This window comes from Allobosea sp. 10N428, assembly GCF_056394545.1.
Window position 1 is genome coordinate 169,560 of sequence record NZ_JBFTIC010000006.1, and the last position, 20,634, is coordinate 190,193.

The 20,634-nt window shown below is 66.7% G+C and carries 21 protein-coding genes; 9 read left to right on the forward strand and 12 right to left on the reverse strand.

What is annotated here, in order from left to right:
• Window positions 1–63 precede the first annotated feature (63 nt).
• A complete protein-coding gene (locus tag AC1DDA_RS19155) occupies window positions 64–657 on the forward strand; it encodes a shikimate kinase (protein ID WP_476796952.1) in 594 nt (197 codons plus the stop codon).
• Window positions 658–662: 5 nt separating this feature from the next.
• Window positions 663–1,802 carry a 3-dehydroquinate synthase gene (gene aroB, locus AC1DDA_RS19160; protein WP_476796953.1) on the forward strand — a complete coding sequence of 380 codons (1,140 nt, stop codon included), beginning with the start codon at window positions 663–665 and terminating at the stop codon, window positions 1,800–1,802.
• A 6-nt stretch (window positions 1,803–1,808) separates the two neighbouring features.
• On the opposite strand, the gene AC1DDA_RS19165 is transcribed toward aroB, so the two are convergent.
• The 3 genes from AC1DDA_RS19165 to AC1DDA_RS19175 form a co-directional block, all read right to left on the reverse strand.
• Window positions 1,809–2,144 carry a DUF1330 domain-containing protein gene (locus AC1DDA_RS19165; protein ID WP_476796954.1) on the reverse strand — a complete coding sequence of 112 codons (336 nt, stop codon included), beginning with the start codon at window positions 2,142–2,144 and terminating at the stop codon, window positions 1,809–1,811.
• Window positions 2,145–2,243: 99 nt separating this feature from the next.
• Window positions 2,244–3,353 (reverse strand): calcium:cation antiporter, encoded by a 1,110-nt coding sequence (locus AC1DDA_RS19170; protein ID WP_476796955.1) that lies wholly within the window; start codon window positions 3,351–3,353, stop codon window positions 2,244–2,246.
• Window positions 3,354–3,484: 131 nt separating this feature from the next.
• The gene (locus tag AC1DDA_RS19175) at window positions 3,485–5,299 is read right to left on the reverse strand and encodes a glucan ABC transporter ATP-binding protein/ permease (protein WP_476796956.1); all 1,815 of its coding nucleotides are present in this window, start codon (window positions 5,297–5,299) and stop codon (window positions 3,485–3,487) included.
• A 94-nt stretch (window positions 5,300–5,393) separates the two neighbouring features.
• Between AC1DDA_RS19175 and AC1DDA_RS19180 the strand changes: the two genes are divergently transcribed.
• Complete coding sequence (locus tag AC1DDA_RS19180) at window positions 5,394–5,609, forward strand: hypothetical protein (protein WP_476796957.1); 216 nt, start codon at window positions 5,394–5,396, stop codon at window positions 5,607–5,609.
• 81 nt (window positions 5,610–5,690) lie between these two features.
• On the opposite strand, the gene AC1DDA_RS19185 is transcribed toward AC1DDA_RS19180, so the two are convergent.
• The 7 genes from AC1DDA_RS19185 to AC1DDA_RS19215 form a co-directional block, all read right to left on the reverse strand.
• On the reverse strand, window positions 5,691–5,987 hold the full coding sequence (locus AC1DDA_RS19185) for a hypothetical protein (protein ID WP_476796958.1): 297 nt from the start codon (window positions 5,985–5,987) through the stop codon (window positions 5,691–5,693).
• 7 nt (window positions 5,988–5,994) lie between these two features.
• The gene (locus AC1DDA_RS19190) at window positions 5,995–7,002 is read right to left on the reverse strand and encodes a WD40 repeat domain-containing protein (protein WP_476796959.1); all 1,008 of its coding nucleotides are present in this window, start codon (window positions 7,000–7,002) and stop codon (window positions 5,995–5,997) included.
• A 14-nt stretch (window positions 7,003–7,016) separates the two neighbouring features.
• Window positions 7,017–7,979: a CobW family GTP-binding protein gene (locus AC1DDA_RS19195; RefSeq protein ID WP_476796960.1), complete on the reverse strand. Its 963-nt coding sequence runs from the start codon at window positions 7,977–7,979 to the stop codon at window positions 7,017–7,019.
• A 46-nt stretch (window positions 7,980–8,025) separates the two neighbouring features.
• The gene (locus tag AC1DDA_RS19200; protein ID WP_476796961.1) at window positions 8,026–8,985 is read right to left on the reverse strand and encodes a metal ABC transporter substrate-binding protein; all 960 of its coding nucleotides are present in this window, start codon (window positions 8,983–8,985) and stop codon (window positions 8,026–8,028) included.
• A gap of 36 nt (window positions 8,986–9,021) precedes the next feature.
• The gene (locus AC1DDA_RS19205; RefSeq protein WP_441511867.1) at window positions 9,022–9,852 is read right to left on the reverse strand and encodes a metal ABC transporter permease; all 831 of its coding nucleotides are present in this window, start codon (window positions 9,850–9,852) and stop codon (window positions 9,022–9,024) included.
• Between the two features lie 186 nt (window positions 9,853–10,038).
• The gene (aztA, locus tag AC1DDA_RS19210; protein ID WP_476796962.1) at window positions 10,039–10,773 is read right to left on the reverse strand and encodes a zinc ABC transporter ATP-binding protein AztA; all 735 of its coding nucleotides are present in this window, start codon (window positions 10,771–10,773) and stop codon (window positions 10,039–10,041) included.
• 13 nt (window positions 10,774–10,786) lie between these two features.
• Entirely contained in the window at window positions 10,787–10,933 is a 147-nt protein-coding gene (locus AC1DDA_RS19215; protein ID WP_441511704.1) for a hypothetical protein, read from the reverse strand.
• Window positions 10,934–10,946: 13 nt separating this feature from the next.
• Here AC1DDA_RS19215 and AC1DDA_RS19220 point away from each other — a divergent pair, with 13 nt between their 5' ends.
• The gene (locus AC1DDA_RS19220; protein ID WP_476796963.1) at window positions 10,947–11,813 is read left to right on the forward strand and encodes a hypothetical protein; all 867 of its coding nucleotides are present in this window, start codon (window positions 10,947–10,949) and stop codon (window positions 11,811–11,813) included.
• Here the strand turns inward: AC1DDA_RS19220 and AC1DDA_RS19225 are convergent.
• Window positions 11,792–13,426 carry an OpgD/OpgG family glucan biosynthesis protein gene (locus tag AC1DDA_RS19225; protein ID WP_476796964.1) on the reverse strand — a complete coding sequence of 545 codons (1,635 nt, stop codon included), beginning with the start codon at window positions 13,424–13,426 and terminating at the stop codon, window positions 11,792–11,794. The two genes, AC1DDA_RS19220 and AC1DDA_RS19225, sit on opposite strands and share 22 nt — an antisense overlap.
• A gap of 227 nt (window positions 13,427–13,653) precedes the next feature.
• Here AC1DDA_RS19225 and AC1DDA_RS19230 point away from each other — a divergent pair, with 227 nt between their 5' ends.
• From AC1DDA_RS19230 to AC1DDA_RS19240, 3 genes are all read left to right on the forward strand, one after another.
• A complete protein-coding gene (locus AC1DDA_RS19230) occupies window positions 13,654–14,622 on the forward strand; it encodes a TAXI family TRAP transporter solute-binding subunit (protein WP_441511701.1) in 969 nt (322 codons plus the stop codon).
• Between the two features lie 73 nt (window positions 14,623–14,695).
• Window positions 14,696–16,996 carry a TRAP transporter permease gene (locus tag AC1DDA_RS19235; protein WP_476796965.1) on the forward strand — a complete coding sequence of 767 codons (2,301 nt, stop codon included), beginning with the start codon at window positions 14,696–14,698 and terminating at the stop codon, window positions 16,994–16,996.
• A complete protein-coding gene (locus tag AC1DDA_RS19240) occupies window positions 16,993–17,358 on the forward strand; it encodes a DUF1850 domain-containing protein (protein ID WP_476796966.1) in 366 nt (121 codons plus the stop codon). Before AC1DDA_RS19235 ends, AC1DDA_RS19240 begins: the two co-directional genes overlap by 4 nt.
• Window positions 17,359–17,464: 106 nt before the next feature.
• On the opposite strand, the gene AC1DDA_RS19245 is transcribed toward AC1DDA_RS19240, so the two are convergent.
• Window positions 17,465–17,704, reverse strand: a complete 240-nt coding sequence (locus AC1DDA_RS19245) for a hypothetical protein (RefSeq protein ID WP_441469324.1) — start codon at window positions 17,702–17,704, stop codon at window positions 17,465–17,467.
• Between the two features lie 135 nt (window positions 17,705–17,839).
• Here AC1DDA_RS19245 and AC1DDA_RS19250 point away from each other — a divergent pair, with 135 nt between their 5' ends.
• Both AC1DDA_RS19250 and AC1DDA_RS19255 read left to right on the forward strand, forming a co-directional pair.
• Window positions 17,840–19,429 carry a gamma-glutamyltransferase family protein gene (locus tag AC1DDA_RS19250; RefSeq protein ID WP_476796967.1) on the forward strand — a complete coding sequence of 530 codons (1,590 nt, stop codon included), beginning with the start codon at window positions 17,840–17,842 and terminating at the stop codon, window positions 19,427–19,429.
• Window positions 19,430–19,432: 3 nt separating this feature from the next.
• The gene (locus AC1DDA_RS19255; protein ID WP_476796968.1) at window positions 19,433–20,629 is read left to right on the forward strand and encodes an amidase; all 1,197 of its coding nucleotides are present in this window, start codon (window positions 19,433–19,435) and stop codon (window positions 20,627–20,629) included.
• The last annotated feature ends 5 nt before the right edge of the window (window positions 20,630–20,634 follow it).

A 20,634-nucleotide genomic window follows, 5' to 3' on the forward strand; every position in this document is an offset into this window, starting at 1 on the left:
GCCATGACGAAGGCATGACGCGGCCGGCAGCCGCGTGCTACAGGCCCTTCCAAGGAAATTAGATTGATGACCGCCGCTGCCACCATCGCCGCCCCGGACATGGCCGATCTCCGCACCGCCCTCGGCGGGCGCGCCATCGTGCTCGTCGGCATGATGGGCTCCGGCAAGAGCTCGGTCGGGCGCCGGCTGGCCTCGCGGCTCGGCATGCCCTTCATCGACGCCGATGTGGAAATCGAGACGGCGGCCCGCATGACGATCCCCGAGATCTTCGAGCAGCGCGGCGAGGCCGAGTTCCGCCAGGGCGAACGGCGCGTGATCAGCCGGATCCTCGAGACGCAGTCGCCCGTCGTGCTGGCGACCGGTGGCGGCGCGTTCATGAACCCTGAGACGCGCGAGCGGATCAAGCAGTTCGGCATCTCGGTCTGGCTCAAGGCCGAGCCGGACGTGCTGATGCGCCGCGTCCGCAAACGCTCGAACCGCCCGCTGCTCCAGACTGCCGATCCGGAGGCGACGCTGCGCCGGATGCTGGCCGAGCGCGAGCCCGTCTATGCCCTCGCCGACCTGACCATCCTGTCGAGCGACGAGCCTCACGAAATCGTGGTCGGCGACACCATTGCCGCATTGAACGGCTATCTGCGCTTGACGGCCGGAGAATAAACGTCATGAACGCCACCCTGACCGAGAAGGCCGGCGCGCGCATCGTCGTCCCCGTCGCGCTCGAAGGCCGCGCCTACGACATCCATATCGGCCGCCACCAGCTCTGCGAGGCGGCGGCGCTGATCGCTGCCTTCGCGCCCGGCGCCAAGGCCGCCCTCGTTACCGATACGAGCGTCGCCGGCCTGCACGGTGTCGCCTTCGAGACCTGCCTGCGTCAGGAGGGCATCACTGCGACCCGCATCACCATCCCCCCGGGCGAGGGCTCGAAGTCCTATGCCCAGTTCATCGCGCTCTGCGACGCGCTGCTGGCGGCGAAGGTCGAGCGCAACGACCTCGTCATCGCCTTCGGCGGCGGCGTTGTCGGTGACCTCACCGGCTTTGCCGCAGCCGTGCTCCGGCGTGGCGTGCGTTTCGTGCAGGTGCCGACCACCTTGCTGGCTCAGGTCGATTCCTCCGTCGGCGGCAAGACCGGCATCAACTCGCCATATGGCAAGAATCTGATCGGCGCCTTCCATCAGCCCGCTCTGGTCATCGCCGATACCGCCCTGCTGGACACGCTGAGCGAGCGCGAATTCAAGGCCGGCTATGCCGAGGTGGTGAAGTACGGGCTGATCGACGATCCCGCTTTCTTCGACTGGTGCGAAGCCAACTGGAACCGCGTCATCGCTGGCGGCCCGGAGCGCGACCATGCCGTCGCCGTCTCCTGCCGCGCCAAGGCGGCGATCGTCGCCCGCGACGAGCGCGAGGAGGGCGACCGCGCCCTGCTCAATCTCGGCCACACCTTCGCCCATGCGCTGGAGCGGCTGACAAACTACGACTCCAGCCGGCTCGTCCATGGCGAGGCTGTCGCCATCGGCCTGGCGCTCGCCTTCCGCTTCTCGCAGCGCCTCGGGCTCTGCTCCGGCCAGGACGCCGTGCGGGTCGCGCGCCATCTCGACCATGTCGGCCTGCCCAGCCGTCTGCAGCAGGTGCCGGGCGGGGCGGGCAGCGCCGATCAGATCGTCGAGGCCATGGCGCAGGACAAGAAGGTCAAGCGCGGAGTCCTGACCTTCATCCTCGCCCGCGGCATCGGCAAGAGCTTCATAGCGCCGGGCGTCGCGACCGATGAGGTCCGCAGCTTCATCGAGGCCGAACTGGCGGCCTGACCGGGGTCAGGCCAGCCCGGCCTTGGCGAGGAAATCTGTTGCGCGATAGCCGGGCGCCGCGCCCTTCACGAGCATCGTCGCGCCGCGCGAATTCTCCGTCCTGAGCGGCAGGATCTCGCGATAGGCTGGTGAAGCGTACCAGGCGCGCGCTCGCTCCATATCCGGAAAGGCGATGATCACGAGATCGCCCGGCCATGGCCCCTCGACGATCTCGGGCGTCGCGCCATGAAGCAGGAACTGGCCTTCATAGGGCACAAGCGTCGCGTCGATGCGCTTGATGTAGTCGATGATCTCCGGCCCGAGGCGGACATCCTGCAAATGAGCGATGGCATAGGCGGTCATGATCGTCTCCCTGGCAGCCGTCTAAGGGCCGGCCGTTGCAAGAGACCATGACGCGCTGCGCGGCGCGGGTCGATTACCTGCGGGGTTATCGCACGCCGGTCAGGGGCTGAACACCAGCACGAGGAAGACGAAGAACACGGCGAGATGCACCGCCCCTTCCAGCATGGTGGTGCGGGTGCCGGTGAAGGTCAGTGTCGAGAGCAGCAGCGTCATGGCGGCGATCACCATGTTCGTCGCCGACAGGCCGAGCACGACCGGCTGGCCGGTGAAGACACCGATCAGCAGCACCGCGGGCACGGTCATGCCGAGCGTCGAGGCCGCCGCGCCCAGGCACAGATTGACCGCGCGCTGGAGCTGATTGGCTGTGATCGCCCGCAGTGCCGCGATGCATTCCGGCGTGAACACCACCATCGCGATCAGGATGCCGCCGAGCGCTGCCGGGGCGCCGAGCTGGGCGATGCCGAAATCGAGCACCTTCGCCAGGCTTTTCGACAGGATGACGATCGGCAGGATGTTGGCGAGCAGCAGGCCGACGCGCGGCAGCAATTCACCTACGGAAGACGGCGAAGCCGCCCCTTCTTCCGCTGCGGCCGATGCCGACGCCGGCTTGCCGTCCTCCTCGGGTTCCCGGAAGAACATGCTGTGCCGGCCCGTCTGGAGCGCAAGGAAGGCTCCGTAGAGGGCAACCGTGAAGATCGAAAAGGCGATCGCCTGGAACGAGGTCAGCGTCCCGTCCGGCGTCGAGGTCGTGAAATTCGGCAGGAAGAGCGGGATCACGGTCAACGGGATGATCACGGCCAGATAGGACGTGGCGCCCTTGAGATTGTAGCGCTGCTGGAAATGCCTGAGTCCACCGATGAGCAGCCCGACGCCGACCACGCCGTTGAGCACGATCATCAGCACCGCGAACATCGTGTCGCGGCCGAGCGTCGGCGCGCCTTGCGCGCCCAGCATGACGGCGCCGACCAGCGCCACCTCGATGATGACGATCGATAGGGTCAGAAGCAGCGTGCCATAGGGCTCGCCGAGCCTTTCGGCCAGTTCCTCGGCCTCATGCACCACGCCGAAGGACGACCAGACGATGATTCCGAGCAGCCAGAGAAAGAGAAGCAGCGACGGCAGCGGCCCGCCAAGCTGACCGAGCAAAGTGTCGCCGAACAGCAGGAAGGCGGCAACCGAAGCCCAGGCACAGGCAAGGCGAAGGATCATCATCGTCGTCGTCACACGGAAGTTCTGTTGCGGGAAGGGCGCGACCTAATAAGCGGGAAAGGCGACATCGGCGCAACGGCTGATGTCGCATGCGCTCCTTCGCGAAGGGCCTTCCAAGAGCCGGCGGCGTATCAGCCGGCGGTGATTTTTTGCGCCAGCGGACTGACGTCGCTTTCGGTGAGCGGCGCGGGATTGTCGCTGACGAGATACTGCGCCCGCGCCAGCGCCGCGAAGCGCCCGCCCTTGGCGACGAGCTCGTCGAAGGTGCCCATCTCCTCGACCTGCCCCTGCTCGAAGACAAGGATACGGTCGGCATTGCGGATCGTGGCGAGCCGATGAGCGATGACGAAGGTGGTGCGCCCCTTCATCACCTCTTCCAGCGCCTTCTGCAGTTTCACCTCGGTCGCGGCGTCGAGCGCCGAGGTGGCTTCGTCGAGGATCAGGATCGGCGGGTTCTTGAGGAGCGCGCGGGCGATCGAGATTCGCTGCCGCTCGCCGCCGGAGAGCGTGCGCCCGCGCTCGCCGACGAGAGTGTCGAGGCCGTCGGGCTGGCGCGCCATCACCTCGCTCGCCTGGGCCCGGTCGAGCGCCTGCATCAGCTCGGCATCGGTGGCCTCCGGCCTGCCGACCAGCAGGTTCTCGCGGATCGATCGCGCGAACAGCATCGGCTCCTGGAAGACGACGCCGATATTGCGTCGCAGCGAGAGCAGCGAGATGTCGCGTATGTCCAGGCCGTCGACCGTGATCCGCCCCGACTGCGGATCGAAGGCACGGTGCAGCAGCCCGAGCGTGGTCGATTTGCCCGAGCCGGTCGAGCCAACGACCGCGATCGTCTCGCCCGGCCGCACCGAGAAGGAGACGTCGCGCACCGCGGTGCGCTTGCCGTCATAGGAAAAGGAGACGTCCTCGAAGGCCACGGCGCCGCTGAGCCGGCCGGGGTCCGGAGCGTTCGGCGGGTCGCGCACGGTCGGCAAAGTGTCGAGCACCTCGAAGAAATCGCGCATCTTCGGCGCCTGCATGAAGATGAAGTTCACGAAGGCGACGATCTGTTCGAGGCGCCCGACCAGCATCGTCGCGAACCCCATGAAGGTGACGATCTCACCGACGGTGGTCTGGCCGTGCATCAGGAGCCAGGTGCCGACGATGAAGATCGCCAGCACCGTCAGCGTGGCCGAGGCCCGCGTCGCGACGTTCGCCACCGCCCACCAGGACAGCACCGGCAGCTGCGCATTGAGGAGGTTCGTGATGGTCGAGCGCAGGCCGCGCACCTCGGCCTCGATGCGTGTGAAACTCTGGATCACCGGCACATTGCCGAGCGCATCCGAGGCCCGTTCGGCCAGGCTGGAATGATACGCTTCGACATTGCGCTGGAGTCGGTCGGTCCGGCGCAGCACGAAGGCCGTCAACGCCCCGAACAGGATGACGAGCGCGATCAGCAGCAGGCCGAGCTGCCAGTTCTTCCAGACGGTGAAGGGCAGCAGCACGAACAGCGCGACGATCGAGGCGCAATGCTCGCGGAAGAAGGAGAGCCAGAGCGCCCACATCGCGCTCGCGCCGTCGAGCATCACCTTGAGCACGCGGCCGGAATGGGTCTGCGTGTGATAGGCGAGCGGCAAAGTCAGCGCATGTTCGAAATACTGGGCCATCACGGCGAGCCGGCGGCGATGGGCCAGCCTGTCGGCATGGAGCGCGACGAAGACGCCGAGCCCGATATTGGTCAGGCCGAAGCCGACCCAGGCGAGGATCAGATAGTCGATGCTGTCCCAGCTCAGCTTGCCGCCGGACGCCTGGATCGTGGTCAGCCGGTCGATCAGCGTGCCGAAGAGCATCGGCTCCGCGAAGGCGACCGCGGCCAGCAGCACATTGGCCAATGCCAGGACGAGGCCCAGCCGCCTTTCGGGGCCGAGCTCGCCGAGGACACGGGCATAGAGCGAAAGAAGCGACATCGCTCCGAGCTTTAGCCGAATGGGCGCGGCGGGCAAGCGGTCAACCTTAACGCTTCCTTCAAGAGCTGATCATTATCGTTAATCCAGGTCTCGGATGCCGAACAAGATCGCCATCTCCGGCCACAGCGTGACGCCGCGTCCGGGCACCGCGCCGGAAGGCGATCTCTGGGGTCTCTCGATCACCCGCGCCAATGCGGTCCGCGAAACCCTCGCCAATGCCGGAGTGCCGAACAGCGCTTCTTCTAACCGCCGCGTCGGCATCGTGCTCCGCGCCGAGGCGCCGGCCCTGCCGGATGGCCTCAAGCCCTGAGCGTGGAAGGCGAGGCCATCAACCTCGGGCTTGACCCGAGAATCTCATGACGAAACGGCACTGGTTCCCGAGTTGCTGGGGTCACGCCCGAGAATCTCGGAACACCTCGACCAACGCCTCCGCCGTCACTTCCCCCATCGCCATCGCCAGCTTGTAGGCACGGGTCTTCTTGCCGGGCTCCATCACCAGGATCACCGTTTCGGTGCCCGGACAGGCGGGATCGGCACAGAGAATCTCGTTGACGGCAATCGCCGTGGTCTCGGATAGGCCGAGCAGTTCCGTGACCTGCGCCTTCAATCGCTCGGCCGCAGCCTTCGCTTGGGCTTTCGCGTCGCCGCCCTTGCGGGCCTCGCTCTTGCCGAAAAGCCCGAAGCGCATGCGGTTCTCAGCTCGGCAGAACGAGCACGCCGGCGGCACCGTCCTCGGCGCCGAAGGCGAGCCGCTTGCCGGCCTTGTCCCAGGCGAAAGCGCTGATGCCGCTGTCGCGCTCCGCCGGCCGCGCCAGCAATTCGGAACCGTCGGTCAGTCGGACCAGCAGGATGCAACCATCGTCATAGCCGATCGCCAGCACCAGAGCGCCGGGATGGAAAGCGACGCGGGTGACGCGGGCGCGGCGCACGCCGCATTCGCGCGGCGCCTTGCCCTGCGGCCCATCGCCCTGGAACGGCCAGACGATCGCGCCGTCCGCCCCGCTGGAGGCGAGCCAGAGCCCGTCATGCGACCATGACAGCGAGCGGGGCTTGGCCGGATAGCCGGTCATCCTCATATGGCCGGGCTTGTCGCCGAGCTTCCAGCCATGCAGCGCATTCTCCTGCATGGAGCTGACGACGAAACGCCCATCCGGCGACCATGCGAGGTCGAGATGCGAGCCCTTCCATTCAAGGAACTCGGGTTTCGCCTCGGTGTTGGGATACCAGAGCGAGACGCCGTTCATCTGGGCGATGGCCAGGCGGTAGCCCTTCGGCGCAAAGACCAAGCCCTGCGGCGTGCTCGCCGCTTCCAGCGTGCGGATGCGGCCCTTCTCGTCGCGGGCATGCACGGTCTTGCCGGTGTTCCAGGCGAGATTGCCCGAGGCCGTAAGCGTGATCGCGTCGATCCAGCGGCGCTTGGGGTCTTTCGCCAGCTCCTCCGGCTCGCCCTCGATCCGGGTCGCGACGACGCGCCCGTCATCGCCGCCCGAGATCAGCCTTTCGCCATCGCCGGTCGCGCAGAGGATGCCCCCCGCATGAGCCTCGACCATGTCGGTCGCGCCGTCGCGCCAACGCAGCACGCGCCCGTCGGCAAGCGCGAGCGCGAGCCCCTGTTTCAGCCAGCGGGCGGCGACGACATGCGCCTCCGCATCAATCGGAGTGACATGCTCGCGCAGCGAGACGGGTTGGGTCATCGTCGTCATGACGCGGCTTTAACTCAGGCCGCGCAGGCTTCAAACCCCCTGCGCAATTCGTTCTCGTTGAGACCGCGTCCGATGAAGACGAGGCGGCTCTCGCGCTTCTCGCCATCCTTCCAGTCACGCTGCAGATCGCCGTCCAGGATCATGTGCACGCCCTGGAAGACGAAGCGGCGCGGCTCGTTCTTGAAGGCGAGGATGCCCTTTGAGCGCAGGATGTTCGGTCCCTGGATCTGGGTGAGGTCGTTGATCCACGGCATGAACTTCTCGGGATCGACCTCGCCCGGAATGGTCAGCGAGATCGAGCGGACATCCTCGGCATGATGGTGATGGTGGCCGGCCTCGAGGAAGTCCGGCTCGATGTCGAGAATGCGGTCGAGGTCGAAGGCGTTGCGGTCGAGCAAAGCAGCGATATCGACATTGGCGCGCTCGGCCTTGTGCAGCTTGGCGTAGGGGTTGATGGCGCGGATCGCCGCCTCGACCTCCGCGAGCTCCTCCGGCGTCACCAGATCGGTCTTGTTGAGGATGATGACGTCGGCGAAGGCGATCTGGTTCTTCGCTTCCGGCGCGTCCTTCAGCCGGTCCTTCAGCCACTTCGCATCGGTCACGGTGACGACGGCGTCGAGACGGGTGGCGTCGCCGACATCCTGGTCGACGAAGAAGGTCTGGGCGACCGGCGCGGGATCGGCGAGACCGGTGGTCTCGACGATGATCGCGTCGAACTTGCCCTTGCGCTTCATCAGCCCGTCGAGGATGCGGATCAGGTCGCCGCGCACGGTGCAGCAGATGCAACCGTTGTTCATCTCGAAGATTTCCTCGTCGGCACCGACGATGAGGTCGCCATCGATGCCGGCCTCGCCGAACTCGTTGACGATGACGGCGAATTTMTTGCCGTGATCCTCGGTCAGGATGCGGTTGAGGAGCGTGGTCTTGCCGGCACCCAGATAGCCGGTGAGCACCGTGACGGGGATTTTTTCGGACATGGTCTGACCTGAATGGCTGTGGGACGCTGGGGACGGCACCGCCCGGTCAGGCCGGGCCGGCGGCGAGCGCCTTCTCGATCTCGCTTATATTGTGCTTCATCATGTCGATGTAAGTCCCCGCCGGGCCGGAGGCGTCGGAAAGCGCGTCGGAGTAGAGCGTGCCGCCGATCTTCGCGCCGCTCTCCCGGGCGATCTGCTCGATCAGGCGGGGATTGCTGATGTTCTCCAGGAACACCGCCGGCACCTTCTGCGCCTTCACCTGGCGGATGATGCTGGCGACATCCTTGGCCGAGGCCTCGGATTCGGTCGAGACGCCCTGGGGGGCGATGAAGGCGATGCCATAGGCCTTGATGAAGTAGCCGAAGGCGTCGTGGGTGGTGATCGCCCGGCGCCGATCGGCCGGGATGCGCGCGACCGCCGCCTTCACCTCACCCTCGACCACGTCGAGCCTAGCGAGATAGGCCGTGGCATTGGCGTCATAGCTCGCCTTCCCCGCGGGATCGGCGGCGCCGAGCGCATCGCGGATATTGGCGATATAGACGCGGGCATTGGCGATGCTCTGCCAGGCATGCGGATCGTCATGGCCGTGGTCGTGCCCGCCTTTGCCGGATCCTCGGGCCTCGTGCCCTTCCTCGGCCGCCTCGATCGGCTTGATGCCCTTTGTAGCGGTGACGAGCGGGGCCTTCGTGCCGGACGACTTGATCAGCCGCGGCAGCCAGCCTTCGAGATGCAGGCCGTTGATGAAGACGAGTTTCGCCGCCGCGATGGCCTTCGCATCCGCCGGAGTCGGCGAATAGACATGCGCGTCGCCATTCGGCCCGACGAGCCCGGTCACGCTGACCCGCTCACCGCCGACCTGCTTCACGAAATCGGCCAGCACCGAGAAGCTCGCCACCACCGGCAGCTTCGTGCCCTGCGCGTTCTCCTGCGCGAAAGCGGCCGCGGGCAGCGTGGCGAGGGCGAGCCCCGCGAACAGATAGGCGGCAAGGCTGCGACGGCTGGGCATGAAAGTCTCCGCTCGAAATGAAACGATATAACGTTTCTAGCGTTCGAGATGTGGCCGGATCAAGGCGCGGCGCGCAAGACCCCCCTGCGATCCCAGCAGGAGCGAGAGCAGATAGAGCACGCCGGCGGCCAGGATGATCGCCGGCCCGGCCGGCAGGCTCGAACCCGCCGCATAGGACACCACCAGCCCGGCATAGCCCGCGACGATGCCGAATCCGGTCGCCAGCAGCAGCAGCCGGGTGATGTCGGCCGTCCAGAAGCGGGCGGCCGCGGCCGGCAGCATCATCATGCCGACAGCGAGCAGCGTGCCGAGCGCATTGAAGCCGGCGACGAGGTTGAGCACGACGAGGGCGAGGAAGGTCAGGTGCACGAAGCCGCCGGAGCGACTGACCGAGCGCAGGAAGCCGGGATCGACGCATTCGAGCACCAGCGGCCGGTAAAGCGCCGCCAGCGCCGTGAGCGAAACGGTCGCGACACCGGCGAGCAGGATCAGCACGCCGTCGTCGAGCGCGAGCACATTGCCGAACAGCACATGCAGCAGGTCGATCGCCGAGCCGCGCAGGGAGACGATGGTGACGCCGAGCGCCAGCGAGATCAGGTAGAAGGCGGCGAGCGAGGCGTCCTCCTTCAGCACTGTCGCGCGCGCCACGGCGCCAGCGGCGAGCGCCACCGCAAAGCCGGCCGCGAGCCCGCCGATCGTCATCGCCGGTAGCGAGAAGCCGGCGACGAGGTAGCCCAGCGCCGCTCCGGGCAGGATCGCATGGGCCATGGCATCGCCGGTCAGGCTCATGCGCCGGAGCATCAGGAAGACGCCGATCGGCGCGCCGGAGACCGACAGCGCCGTCACGCCGACGAGCGCGCGGCGCATGAAGTCGAACTCGGCGAAGGGGCCGATGAGGAGATCGTAGAGCACGGGCGCGCCTGTTCCATCTGTTTCCTCAGCCCTCGACCGGAGGAGCCGCGAAGCGGCGTCTCGAAGGATGTTTCAGCGTGCACCGGAGCATCGTTCGAGACGCAGCCCGAAGGCTGTTCCTCAGGATGAGGGCTTGATCATTTACGCCGCGTCGCGCTGGCAGGGCGCGGCGTGGCTGTCGAAGGCCTCGACCATGCGCCGCGCCTTCAGCAGGTTCTCTGGCGTCAGCACCGCGCCGGTCTCGCCCCAGGCGACGACCTCGCGCGCCAGCAGCAGCGTCCGCGGAAAGGCTTGCCGCACCGTTTCGATATCGTGCAGCACGGCGACGACCGTGCGGCTCTCGCCGTGCCAGCGCTGCACCAGTTCGAGCAGATCGGCAGTGGTACGCGCATCGATGGCGGTGAACGGCTCGTCAAGCAGGATGATTTCGGCGTCCTGCAGCAGAAGCCGCGCGAACAGCGCCCGCTGCATCTGCCCGCCGGACAGCGTGCCGATCGGCCGGCGCTCGAAGCCGGTCAGGCCCACAGCCGCGATGGCATGCTCGACCCTGTGCGCAGCACCTGCCCCGATGCGGCCGAAGATGCCCGCCCGGTTCCACAGCCCCATGGCGACGAGGTCGTAGACATGGATCGGGAAGGAGCGGTCGAGATCGGCCGATTGCGGGAGATAGGCGAGCCTCTTGCCTTTGGCGAGCGCGACGCCGCCGGACAGCGGCGCGAGTGCGCCTGCGATGCCCTTGAGCAAGGTGGATTTGCCGGCCCCGTTCGGCCCGACGATGGCGGTCAGGCTCCCGGCCTCGATCTCGCCGGAGAGGTGATGCACCGCCGGATTGCGGTCATAGCCCAGCGTCAGGTCGTTCAGGCGAATGGCGGACATCAACGCTACTCGATCAAAGGATCACGGCCAGCGTCGCCAGCCACAGCAAGGCGACGACGAACCCGGCAAGCCCCAGCCGCGCCGGCGCGGACATCCGCAGCAGCGAAAAACCGGGCCCGATCGCCACGGCATGGGAGTGATCATGGTTCTGCGACGGCATGCGCACTGGTATAATGTTACATTACGCGCAAAGCAATGGCAGCCGGCATGGCCTCCACGAAATCACGGCAAAGGCGCTTGCACTGGGCAAAATTTTGTACTTTATTTGTTCTCATCGGGCCGGGGGGCTTATCATGACGTTGCCAGTGCTTTTGGTCGCGGGCGCGACCTTGCGTGATCTCTTGCGCTTTCCGCTGCGCCATCCCTCGATGGTTCTGATTGCAACCATATGTGCGATCCCGATCAACTATCGGCTCGTGCTGGTGGATTTGGCCGGGCAGGACGCGCCATCGCTCCAGAATTTCGGGGCGTCGTGGCTGCTGAGCGTTCTGTCGGCGATCCTATGGCTGCCCCTTTGCCTCCTCGCAATACGGGAGGTCGTCTCCGGGAGGGCTGTGGATTTCCGGATCGGCGCGCCTTCAGTCGCGAGCCTGCGATATGGCGCTTATAATATCGTGGCGCTCTCGATCATGTTGGTGATTTCAAGCAGCGTCCCGGCATCTCCCGTCATCATGGTTGCGAAGTTGGTTTTCGCGATAGTGTTGAGTTGGCTGCTACTGAGGACGACGCTGGCGTTCAGCGCCCTCGCGCTCGGAAGGCAGGATCTCGGCCTCGCTCAATCCATCGCGAGAACGGACGGCCTGACATGGCGGCTCCTGGCGGTCGTCGTCTTGCCGGGGGCCGCGACAATGGCGGGCATAGTCGGGATCATGATCGCCATGACAGGCGGCATGGATGTCGCCGATGGCGACGCCTACATTTATCCGCTCACCTTCGCGGGCGTGGCGAGCCAGGGGGTCGTTGTCGGCATCGCGATCGCCGGGGCGCATGTCTATCGCCTGCTGGATGGTACCGTTCCTCAGAACGGGAGATACTGGTAGAGCCAAGTCTCGGTCAGCACCGTCTCGCCGGCCTTGAGATAGCAGCGCAACTCGACCGGCTCGCTCCCCCCCACGGCAAGATCGAACTGGGCGCGCCAGTGGCCGGGGACATCGTCAGGCATCGCCTCGGCGAAGATGTAGGAGAAGCTGCCGCGCGAGGCCGAAAGCACCACCTCCGGCTTCACCCCGAAGGGGATCGTCTCCAGCGCCGAGCCGAGGAACTCGACCATGAACTTGCGCACGCCCTTGGGGCGCGCTGTTCCGGGCTGGCCGCCATTTCCCAGCCGTGTCGCGACAACCCGGCCGAGCGTCGTCGGAAAAGGTTCGTCGGCGAGCCAGTGCAGCGTGTAGCGGTAGTTGTACGAACTGCCTGCTCTGGCCGAGGCCTCCGGCACCCACATCGCGACAATGTTGTCGTGGATTTCGTCATCGGTCGGGATCTCGATCAGCTGGACGGAGCCCCTGCCCCACTCGCCTTCCGTCTCGACCCAGAGGCTCGGGCGGCGCTCGTAGAACACGCCGTCGAGATAGTGCTCGGCTTCGCGATCACGCTGCATCAGCCCGAAGCCGCGCGGATTGTTGTCGACGAAGGCCGAGGCGATGGTGCGCGGCGGATTGTTGAGCGGCCGCCAGGCGCGCTCGCCCGGGCCCGTCCACAGCGCAAGCCCGTCGGAATCATGGACCTCCGGGCGCCAGTCGATCGCCGTCGGCTTCAACGTCTCGGAATACCAGAACATCGAGGTCAGCGGTGCGATGCCGAGCCGCTCGACATCCTTGCGCAGATGGATCGAGGTTTCGATCTCCATGGTGACGCCCTTGCCGCGATGCATGCGGAAGCGATAGGCGCCCGCCACGCTCGGCCCCGAGAGCAGCGCATAGACCGTGACATATTCGGCGCCGTCCTTCGGCGTCTCCAGCCAGATATGGGTAAAGTCGGGGAATTCCTCCGACCGGCCGGCGACCGCCGGGTCGATGGCGAGGCCACGCGCCGAGAGGCCGTACTGATAGAGCTCGCCGATGGCACGGAAATAGGACGCGCCGAGGAAGGCGACCCAGTCGTTTTTCTTCCAATCGAGTGTCTCGCCCTTGGGGCCGGGTTGGCCACTGCGGCTCTCCTGGAAGCGGAAGCCGGCGAAACCGGCCCCGGTCGGCAGCCCGCGCGCCGGCGAGTCGGCCGGCATTTCGAAATAGCTCTCGTCGTAGATGATCTCGCGCGCTCGGCCAGCCTCGACGACATGCATCCGCACCGGCTTCTGGAAATAGCGGCCGAGATGGAAGAAGGTCACCGGCCAGGGCGACGGTCCGTTCGCCCACAGCGCCATCTCCGGCTTGAACCTGATCTTGCCGTGCGCGTCGTAATCGATCCGCTGCAGCACGTCCGGCCGCGGGCTCGGCGGCGGCTGATAAGCCTGCGCGGCCATCTGCTTCGCCCGCACCTTCAACACCTCGAAGGTGAAATCCTCGGCCTCTCCAAGTTTGAGCCCTTGCTGAGCCAGCGCCTCTGGCGTGAACCCCAACGCCGCCAGCATCGCCGTGGCACCCGCACCTGCGAGAAGAGTCCGTCTGTCGAGGCGAAGCCCCTGGCTGCTACCCTGCTCGGCACGGTCGTACATGTCGTTCCTGTCAGCTCGTTGCTCGGATGCCCCGGCCGCCGTCCCCAGGAGTGCGGGCGCCAGTGCAACCCCAGAGATAGGCAGCCGATCATGGCGAAACCAGTCCGTGGGCTTGGGCTAAAGACGGAACGCGGCAGATCCGGTTGAGCTTTCCCTTTCGTCGGCACCGTGCTCTAAAAACGCGATCAATCGGCCGGATGAGCCGAAGCGACGTTCAGGGAGATGTCATGAAAGCACTGTTCCGCAACAATCGTCTGGCCGGCTTCGCCGCCGCCGTCCTCATAGCCGCGGCGCCCGCGGCCGCTCGCGCCGAGGAATTCGTCAACATCCTGACCGGCGGCACCTCCGGCGTCTATTATCCAATGGGCGTCGCGCTCTCGAAAATCTACGGCGAGAAAGTCCCCGGCACCCGGCCGACCGTTCAAGCGACGAAGGCCTCGGTCGAGAATCTCGTGCTGTTGCAGCAGGGCAAGGGCGAGATAGCCTTCACCCTCGGCGATTCGCTCGATGCCGCCTGGAAGGGCGAGGAAGAAGCCGGCTTCAAGGCACCGCTGAAGAAGCTGCGCGGCGTTACCGCGATCTATCCGAACTACGTCCAGATCGTCGCCTCGAAGGATAGCGGCATCAAGACGCTGGCCGACCTCAAGGGCAAGCGCCTCTCGGTCGGCGCGCCGAAGTCCGGCACCGAGCTCAATGCCCGCGCCATCCTCGCCGCCGCCGGCATCACCTACAAGGATCTCGGCAAGATCGAGTACCTGCCCTTCGCCGAGTCGGTCGAGCTGATGAAGAACCGCCAGCTCGACGCCACCCTGCAATCGGCCGGGCTCGGCGTCGCTTCGCTGCGCGACCTCGCGACCTCCGTCGAGATCACAGTCGTGGAGGTGCCGGCCGCGACGGTCGACAAGGCGGGTTCTCCCTTCATCAAGGCGACCATCCCGGCCAATACCTATACCGGCCAGAGCGCGCCGGTTCAGACCGCGGCGGTCGTCAACTACCTTGTGACGCATGAGGGCGTGAAGGAAGACCTCGTCTACCAGATGACCAAGGCGATGTACGAGAATCTGGGCGACCTCGCCGCCGCTCATGCGGCCGGCAAGGCGATCAAGCTGGAAACCGCGCTGGAAGGCATGCCGATCCCGCTGCATCCGGGCGCCGCGAGGTACTTCAAGGAAAAGGGCCTGAAGGTCGGCTCCTGAGCCGCCTGAAAAGCCGTAGTCGCGGGCGGGGCCTCGGGGCCTCGCCCTTTTGTCTGGCGGGTGGACCCAGCGCATGAGCGAAGACAAGCATAAGCCCCTGGTCGTGCCGGATACCGGCGGCGTCCCTGTCGAGACGCAGCAGCCGATCGTCGATCCCGAGCACGGCTTGCCACCCGGCTTCGGCCCGGGCTGGCCCGGCCGCCTGCTGTTTTGGATCGCGGTAGCGTTCTCGCTCTTCCAGATCGCAACCGCCTTCAACGTCCCGCTCGATCATCGCTTTGCCGGCGTCGACATCATTGATCTGCTGCGCGCCACCATCGTTCTCTGGCTCGTCGCGATCCTGGCCCAGGCCGCACGCGGCAGGGCTTGGGCGGAGATGCTGCTGGCCTGGATTCCGATGGCGGTCGTCGTCGAACTGCTCGCGCGGTTCGGCGGTTCGGTGCCCAATCAGATCCTGCGCACCCTCCATGTCGGGATGCTCTGCCTGGTGGCTGGCGGCCTGCTTGCCCAGCACAAGAGCCATTCGCGCATGAGCGCAGCGATTGGCTGGGCGCTGGCCATCGCCGGCTTCGGCATCGGCCTCTATCACTGGTTCTTCTACGAGGATCTGGTCGCCCGCGCCGGCGAGGTCACGCAGGCCGATCTCGTTGTAGGCATCGCCGCGATCGCCGTCCTCTTCCTGATCTGCTGGCGTTTCATGGGCCCGGCCCTCCCGATCGTCGCCGGCCTGTTCCTCGCCTATTGCCTGCTCGGCAACTACCTGCCCTCGCCGCTGAACCACCGCGGCTACTCGCTGGAGCAGGTGATCGAGCATATGTCGTTCGGCACCGAGGGCATCTACGCGACGCCGACCGGCGTCTCGGCGACCTTCATCTTCCTGTTCATCCTGTTCGGATCGTTCCTGGAGCGGGCGGGCATGATCCAGCTCTTCACCGACGTCGCGATGGGCCTGTTCGGCAGCGCCCGCGGCGGCCCGGCCAAGGTCGCGGTCTTCTCTTCGGCGCTGATGGGCACGATTTCGGGGTCCGGCGTCGCCAACGTCGTCTCGACCGGCCAGTTCACGATTCCCCTGATGAAGCGCTTCGGCTATCGCGCCGCCTTCGCCGGCGGCGTCGAGGCGACGGCCTCGATGGGCGGCCAGATCATGCCGCCCGTGATGGGCGCCGTCGCCTTCATCATGGCCGAGACCATCGACGTGCCCTATGCCGCCGTGGTCCAGGCCGCCATCGTCCCCGCCATCCTCTACTACGCCGCGGCCTTCCTCGCCGTGCATCTCGAAGCCGGCAAGCGGGGGCTCATCGGCATGCCCCGCTCGGCCTTGCCGAGCGCAGGCAAGGCCCTGACCGAGAAATGGTATCTGATCCTGCCGCTCGCAGTGCTCGTCTACCTGCTCTTCGCAGGCTACACGCCGCTCTTCTCGGGTTCGGTCGGCCTTGCGCTCACCGTCGTCCTCATCCTCGGCGGCTCGTTTGCGCTGGGCATCGGGCCGGTCGCCGTGCGCGTGCTGTTCTGGGTCGGGCTTGGCCTGCTCTGCGGGCTGTTCTTCTGGTACGGCATCCTCGTCATCGTCGCGATGGTCGTCGGTCTCATCCTTGCGAACCTCTTCAGCAAGGGCGGCGCGGAGACGGTCGCAGCCTGCCGCGAGGCGCTGGCCGATGGCGCGCGTCAGGCGATCCCCGTCGGCGTCGCCTGCGCGATCGTCGGCATCGTCATCGGCACGATGACCCTCACCGGTGTGGGCACGATCTTCGGCAATGCGGTGGTCGCTGTCGGACGGGATTCGCTGTTCCTCGCGCTGATCCTGACGATGGTCGTCAGCTTGATCCTCGGCATGGGCATCCCGACGATTCCGAACTACATCATCACCTCCTCGCTCGCCGCGCCGATCCTGCTCAAGCTCGGCGTGCCGCTGATCGTCAGCCACATGTTCGTCTTCTATTTCGGGATCATGGCGGATCTGACGCCGCCGGTCGCGCTAGCCGCCTTCGCGGCGGCACCGATCGCCAAGGAGTCCGGCTTCAAGATCGGCTTCCAGGCTATCAAGATCGCAATGGCCGGCTTCGTGATCCCGTTCATGGCCGTCTACGACCCCGCCCTGATGTTGCAGCCGGTGCAGGGCCTGAGCGGCTTCGCCTATACGGGCGCGGCTACCTACATCATCGGCAAGGCGCTGCTCGCCATCTTCCTATGGGGCGCGGCCACGATCGGCTTCATGAAACGCGATCTGGTGCTGTGGGAGCGGCTGCTGTCCGCCGCGGCCGCCTTATCCCTCGTTCTGGCCCTGCCGGTCACCGACGAGGTCGGCTTTGCGCTCGCGGCATTGATGATCGGCCAGCATCTATGGCGCGCACGCGGCGCACCTGCCATCGCATGAGCCTGTGCCTCGCGGCCGGCGCGCTCGTCGTCGTGCTCGGCCGCGACGAGATCACACTGGGCTGGCGCCATTCGGTGCAGAAGACGCTGTGGGAGGAGGTCTGGCGGGAAACGCCCGCCGGGCTCGAAATCATCGAGGCCCGCATCGAAGGCTCGGGGGCCGGCATGGACCCGCCCGACGGCGCGAAGCTGATCGACGGCTTCTGGCGCTGGCGCCCGGCTCTGCCGCCACAGAAGGAGGTGGTGATGCGCCGTTCGGGCGCGACCGCCGACTGGCGCCTCTGCAGCGCCGGTCGGTGCCGTTCCATGGGAGACTACATGCCGGCCGAGGCCGACCCGGTCACGCTGAAGATTTGTGAGTGAACGGCACCGTTATTCTCGGGCGCAGCAGAGCGAAGACCCGAGAACATCAGGACGGGAAGGCTCTGGTTTCCGAGATGCTCGGGCCAATCCCGAGCATGACGCCGTCTCAGTCGACCTCGGTCAGGTGCTCGATCTTGAGCATCCGCCGCATCAGGTTGAGCAGACCGTAGGCCGCGAAGACCGAGAAGATCGCCATCATGATGTATTCGAAGATGGCGCCGAGATCGAACAGGCCAGCCAGCGCCCAGCCGGCCGCCAGCGCCACGCCGAAGAGCTCGACGGCGATCAGGATCCCGAACGAGGAGACCATGATCAGGTTGCGCCAGTTCATATGCCGTCCGGCCATGCTGTCCTTCCTTCACGCGCAGGCCGCCTCACGCCGCCATGCGCCCTAGGCACCTAGCGGAGCTTGCCGCCCCATGCAACAAATTCGCGCCCGCCACCCCCAGATGGGCATGATTCCGGAGCTTGAAAAGCCCTGATGCTGGATACGCCTGTCTTCGCCTCCGCCGCCGTGGCAGCGCCTCACCGCCTCGCCTCCGAAGCGGGGCGGGCCATTCTCGCCGAGGGCGGCAACGCCATCGAGGCCATGGTCGCCATGGCCGCGACGATCGCGGTAGTCTACCCGCATATGAACGCGATCGGCGGCGACGGCTTCTGGCTGGTTCATGAGCCGGGCGGCCGCCTGCACGGTATCGAGGCCTGCGGCCCGGCCGGCTCTCTCGCCACGATCGAACGCTACCGCGGCAAGGGCTACGACGCCATTCCCTCGCGCGGGCCGGAAGCGGCGCTCACCGTTGCGGGCGCCGTCGGCGGCTGGCAGCTTGCGCTCGATCTCTCGCGCTCGCTCGGCGGGCGCCTTCCGCTCCGCGAATTGCTGGCCGACGCTGTCAGCCATTGCCGCGAGGGCTACGCGGTTTCGGAGTCCGAGCTCGGCAACAAGCCCAACGAGCTGGAAGCCCTGAAGGCCGCGCCTGGCTTCGTTTCCAATTTCTGGGGAGACGGCGCCCCTCCCAAGCCCGGCGCCCGCCGCAGGCCGGAAGCGCTCGGCGCCGCCCTGCAACAGCTCGCCGATGCCGGGCTCGACGATTTCTATCGCGGCGATGTCGGCCGCGAGATCGCCGCCGACCTCGAACGCATCGGCGCGCCCGTCACCCGCGCCGATCTCGAACGCTATCGCGCGCGGAGCGTCGCGCCTCTGACGCTGAAGCTGCCCGGCCTCACCGTTTCGAACCTGCCGCCACCGACGCAGGGGCTGGCCTCGCTGATGATCCTCGGCATCTTCGAGCGGCTCGGCGCCACCAAGCTCGACAGCTTCGAGCATCATCACGGTCTGATCGAGGCGACGAAACGCGCCTTCGCCATCCGCGACCGCTACGTCACCGACCCGGCCGAGCTCGATCATCCGCCCGCCGACTTCCTGACCGATGCCGCGCTCATGCGCGAGACGGCAGCCGTCGACAGGAAGCGGGCGGCGAAGCTGCCGCTGCGCAATGGCGACGGCGACACGATCTGGATGGGCGCCATCGACGGTAAGGGCCTCGCCGTCTCCTATATCCAGTCGATCTACTGGGAATACGGCTCCGGCTGCGTGCTGCCGATGACCGGCATCCACTGGCAGAACCGCGGCGTCTCGTTCTCGCTCGACAGGAATGCCGCCAACCCGCTGAGGCCCGGCCGCAAGCCCTTCCACACGCTGAACCCGGCCTTCGCCCGCTTCGACGACGGGCGCATCCTGCCCTATGGCTCGATGGGCGGCGACGGCCAGCCCCAGTTCCAGGCGCAGATCCTGACCCGCTACCGCGCCGGCCAGAACCTCGCCACGGCGGTCGATGCGCCGCGCTGGCTCTTCGGCAAGACCTGGGGCGCCGGCTCGACCAGTCTCAAATTCGAGAGCCGCTTCGATTCCTCGTTGCTGGAACGGCTCGATGCCGCCGGCCATCCCGTCGAGGAGAGCGGCCTGGCCTATTCCGAGGGCTTCGGCCATGCCGGCATGCTGGTGAAGCACGCCAAGGGCCATGTCGAGGCAGTGCACGACCCGCGTTCGGACGGCGATGCAAGGGGGATCTGACGCATGACCTTTGACGATCCGTTTCGCTGCTTCGTTCCCTATCCCGATGCGCCGGTGAAGCATGCCGTCGCAGGGCCCCTTGCCGGGCTGACGCTCGCGGTGAAGGACCTCTTCGACGTCAAGGGCTATCCGACGGGGGCGGGTTCGCCGCTGGTGCTGGCGCAGTCCGGCATCAAGACGAAGACGGCGCCGATCGTGAAGGACCTGCTTCAGGCCGGCGCGCGCTTCGTCGGCAAGACCCATACCGACGAACTCGCCTTCTCTCTCAACGGCCAGAACGCGCATTTCGGCTCGCCGATCAATCCGGCAGCGCCGGAGCGGATCACCGGCGGCTCCTCCTGCGGCTCCATGGCGGCGGTGGCCGGGCGCCTCGTCGATATCGCCCTGGGCTCAGACACCGGCGGGTCGGTTCGGGCGCCCGCGAGCTATGGCGGCCTCTTCGGCATCCGCCCGACCTATGGCCGGCTTTCGCTGAAGCGGGTTTGGCCGCTGGCGGAGAGCCTCGACACGCCCGGCTGGTTGGCCCGCGACGGCGAGGTCTTCGCCCGTGTCTCCAACACGCTGTTCGATCTGGATCGGACCGAGCTGCCGGAAACCCCGCGCCTCATCATCGCCGACGACATGTTCGCCCAGGCCATCCCCGAGGCCGAGACGATCTTGCGCAATGTCGTGCAGCGCACGATTCCCGAGCTTGGCCAGCCCGAAGGCGTCAAGCTCGTCCGTGATCTCGACGCGCTCTACTGGGCCTTCCGCTGGATCCAGGGCCGCGAAGCCTGGTTGTCGGACGGCGCCATGATCGAGCGCTTCGCCCCGCCGCTGGGGCCGGGCGTGAAGGAGCGCTTCATCTTCTCGAAAGCGGTGACCGACGCCGAATATGCGCGTGGCGAAGCGACCCGCAAAACCTTCCGCGCCAGGCTTACGCGCCTTCTCGCCCGGGACGGCGTGCTGATCCTGCCGACCATGCCCGACATCGCCCCGTTGATCGCGGCGAAAGAGGCGGAGCTGGAGGATTTCCGCAACCGTGCACTGCGGCTGCTCTGCCTCTCCGGCCTGTCGGGCTTCCCGCAGGTCACGATTCCGGTGGCGCAGCGCGAGGGCGCGCCGCTCGGCCTGTCCCTGATCGGCCCGAAAGGTTCCGATCGCTCGCTCGTCGCCTTCGCGGTACGCTACGAACGCGCCGCACGCATCCGGATCGCCTGAGAGGA

Excerpts from the sequence above, each read along its gene's own strand:
- aroB (WP_476796953.1), top strand. The coding sequence starts at position 663 with ATGAACGCCACCCTGACCGAGAAGGCCGGCGCGCGCATCGTCGTCCCC.
- AC1DDA_RS19165 (WP_476796954.1), bottom strand. The coding sequence starts at position 2,144 with ATGACCGCCTATGCCATCGCTCATTTGCAGGATGTCCGCCTCGGGCCG.
- AC1DDA_RS19170 (WP_476796955.1), bottom strand. The coding sequence starts at position 3,353 with ATGATCCTTCGCCTTGCCTGTGCCTGGGCTTCGGTTGCCGCCTTCCTG.
- AC1DDA_RS19175 (WP_476796956.1), bottom strand. The coding sequence starts at position 5,299 with ATGTCGCTTCTTTCGCTCTATGCCCGTGTCCTCGGCGAGCTCGGCCCC.
- AC1DDA_RS19180 (WP_476796957.1), top strand. The coding sequence starts at position 5,394 with ATGCCGAACAAGATCGCCATCTCCGGCCACAGCGTGACGCCGCGTCCG.
- AC1DDA_RS19185 (WP_476796958.1), bottom strand. The coding sequence starts at position 5,987 with ATGCGCTTCGGGCTTTTCGGCAAGAGCGAGGCCCGCAAGGGCGGCGAC.
- AC1DDA_RS19190 (WP_476796959.1), bottom strand. The coding sequence starts at position 7,002 with ATGACGACGATGACCCAACCCGTCTCGCTGCGCGAGCATGTCACTCCG.
- AC1DDA_RS19200 (WP_476796961.1), bottom strand. The coding sequence starts at position 8,985 with ATGCCCAGCCGTCGCAGCCTTGCCGCCTATCTGTTCGCGGGGCTCGCC.
- AC1DDA_RS19205 (WP_441511867.1), bottom strand. The coding sequence starts at position 9,852 with ATGCGCCGCGCGCTCGTCGGCGTGACGGCGCTGTCGGTCTCCGGCGCG.
- aztA (WP_476796962.1), bottom strand. The coding sequence starts at position 10,773 with ATGTCCGCCATTCGCCTGAACGACCTGACGCTGGGCTATGACCGCAAT.
- AC1DDA_RS19215 (WP_441511704.1), bottom strand. The coding sequence starts at position 10,933 with ATGCCGTCGCAGAACCATGATCACTCCCATGCCGTGGCGATCGGGCCC.
- AC1DDA_RS19220 (WP_476796963.1), top strand. The coding sequence starts at position 10,947 with ATGTTACATTACGCGCAAAGCAATGGCAGCCGGCATGGCCTCCACGAA.
- AC1DDA_RS19225 (WP_476796964.1), bottom strand. The coding sequence starts at position 13,426 with ATGTACGACCGTGCCGAGCAGGGTAGCAGCCAGGGGCTTCGCCTCGAC.
- AC1DDA_RS19230 (WP_441511701.1), top strand. The coding sequence starts at position 13,654 with ATGAAAGCACTGTTCCGCAACAATCGTCTGGCCGGCTTCGCCGCCGCC.
- AC1DDA_RS19235 (WP_476796965.1), top strand. The coding sequence starts at position 14,696 with ATGAGCGAAGACAAGCATAAGCCCCTGGTCGTGCCGGATACCGGCGGC.
- AC1DDA_RS19240 (WP_476796966.1), top strand. The coding sequence starts at position 16,993 with ATGAGCCTGTGCCTCGCGGCCGGCGCGCTCGTCGTCGTGCTCGGCCGC.
- AC1DDA_RS19245 (WP_441469324.1), bottom strand. The coding sequence starts at position 17,704 with ATGGCCGGACGGCATATGAACTGGCGCAACCTGATCATGGTCTCCTCG.
- AC1DDA_RS19250 (WP_476796967.1), top strand. The coding sequence starts at position 17,840 with ATGCTGGATACGCCTGTCTTCGCCTCCGCCGCCGTGGCAGCGCCTCAC.
- AC1DDA_RS19255 (WP_476796968.1), top strand. The coding sequence starts at position 19,433 with ATGACCTTTGACGATCCGTTTCGCTGCTTCGTTCCCTATCCCGATGCG.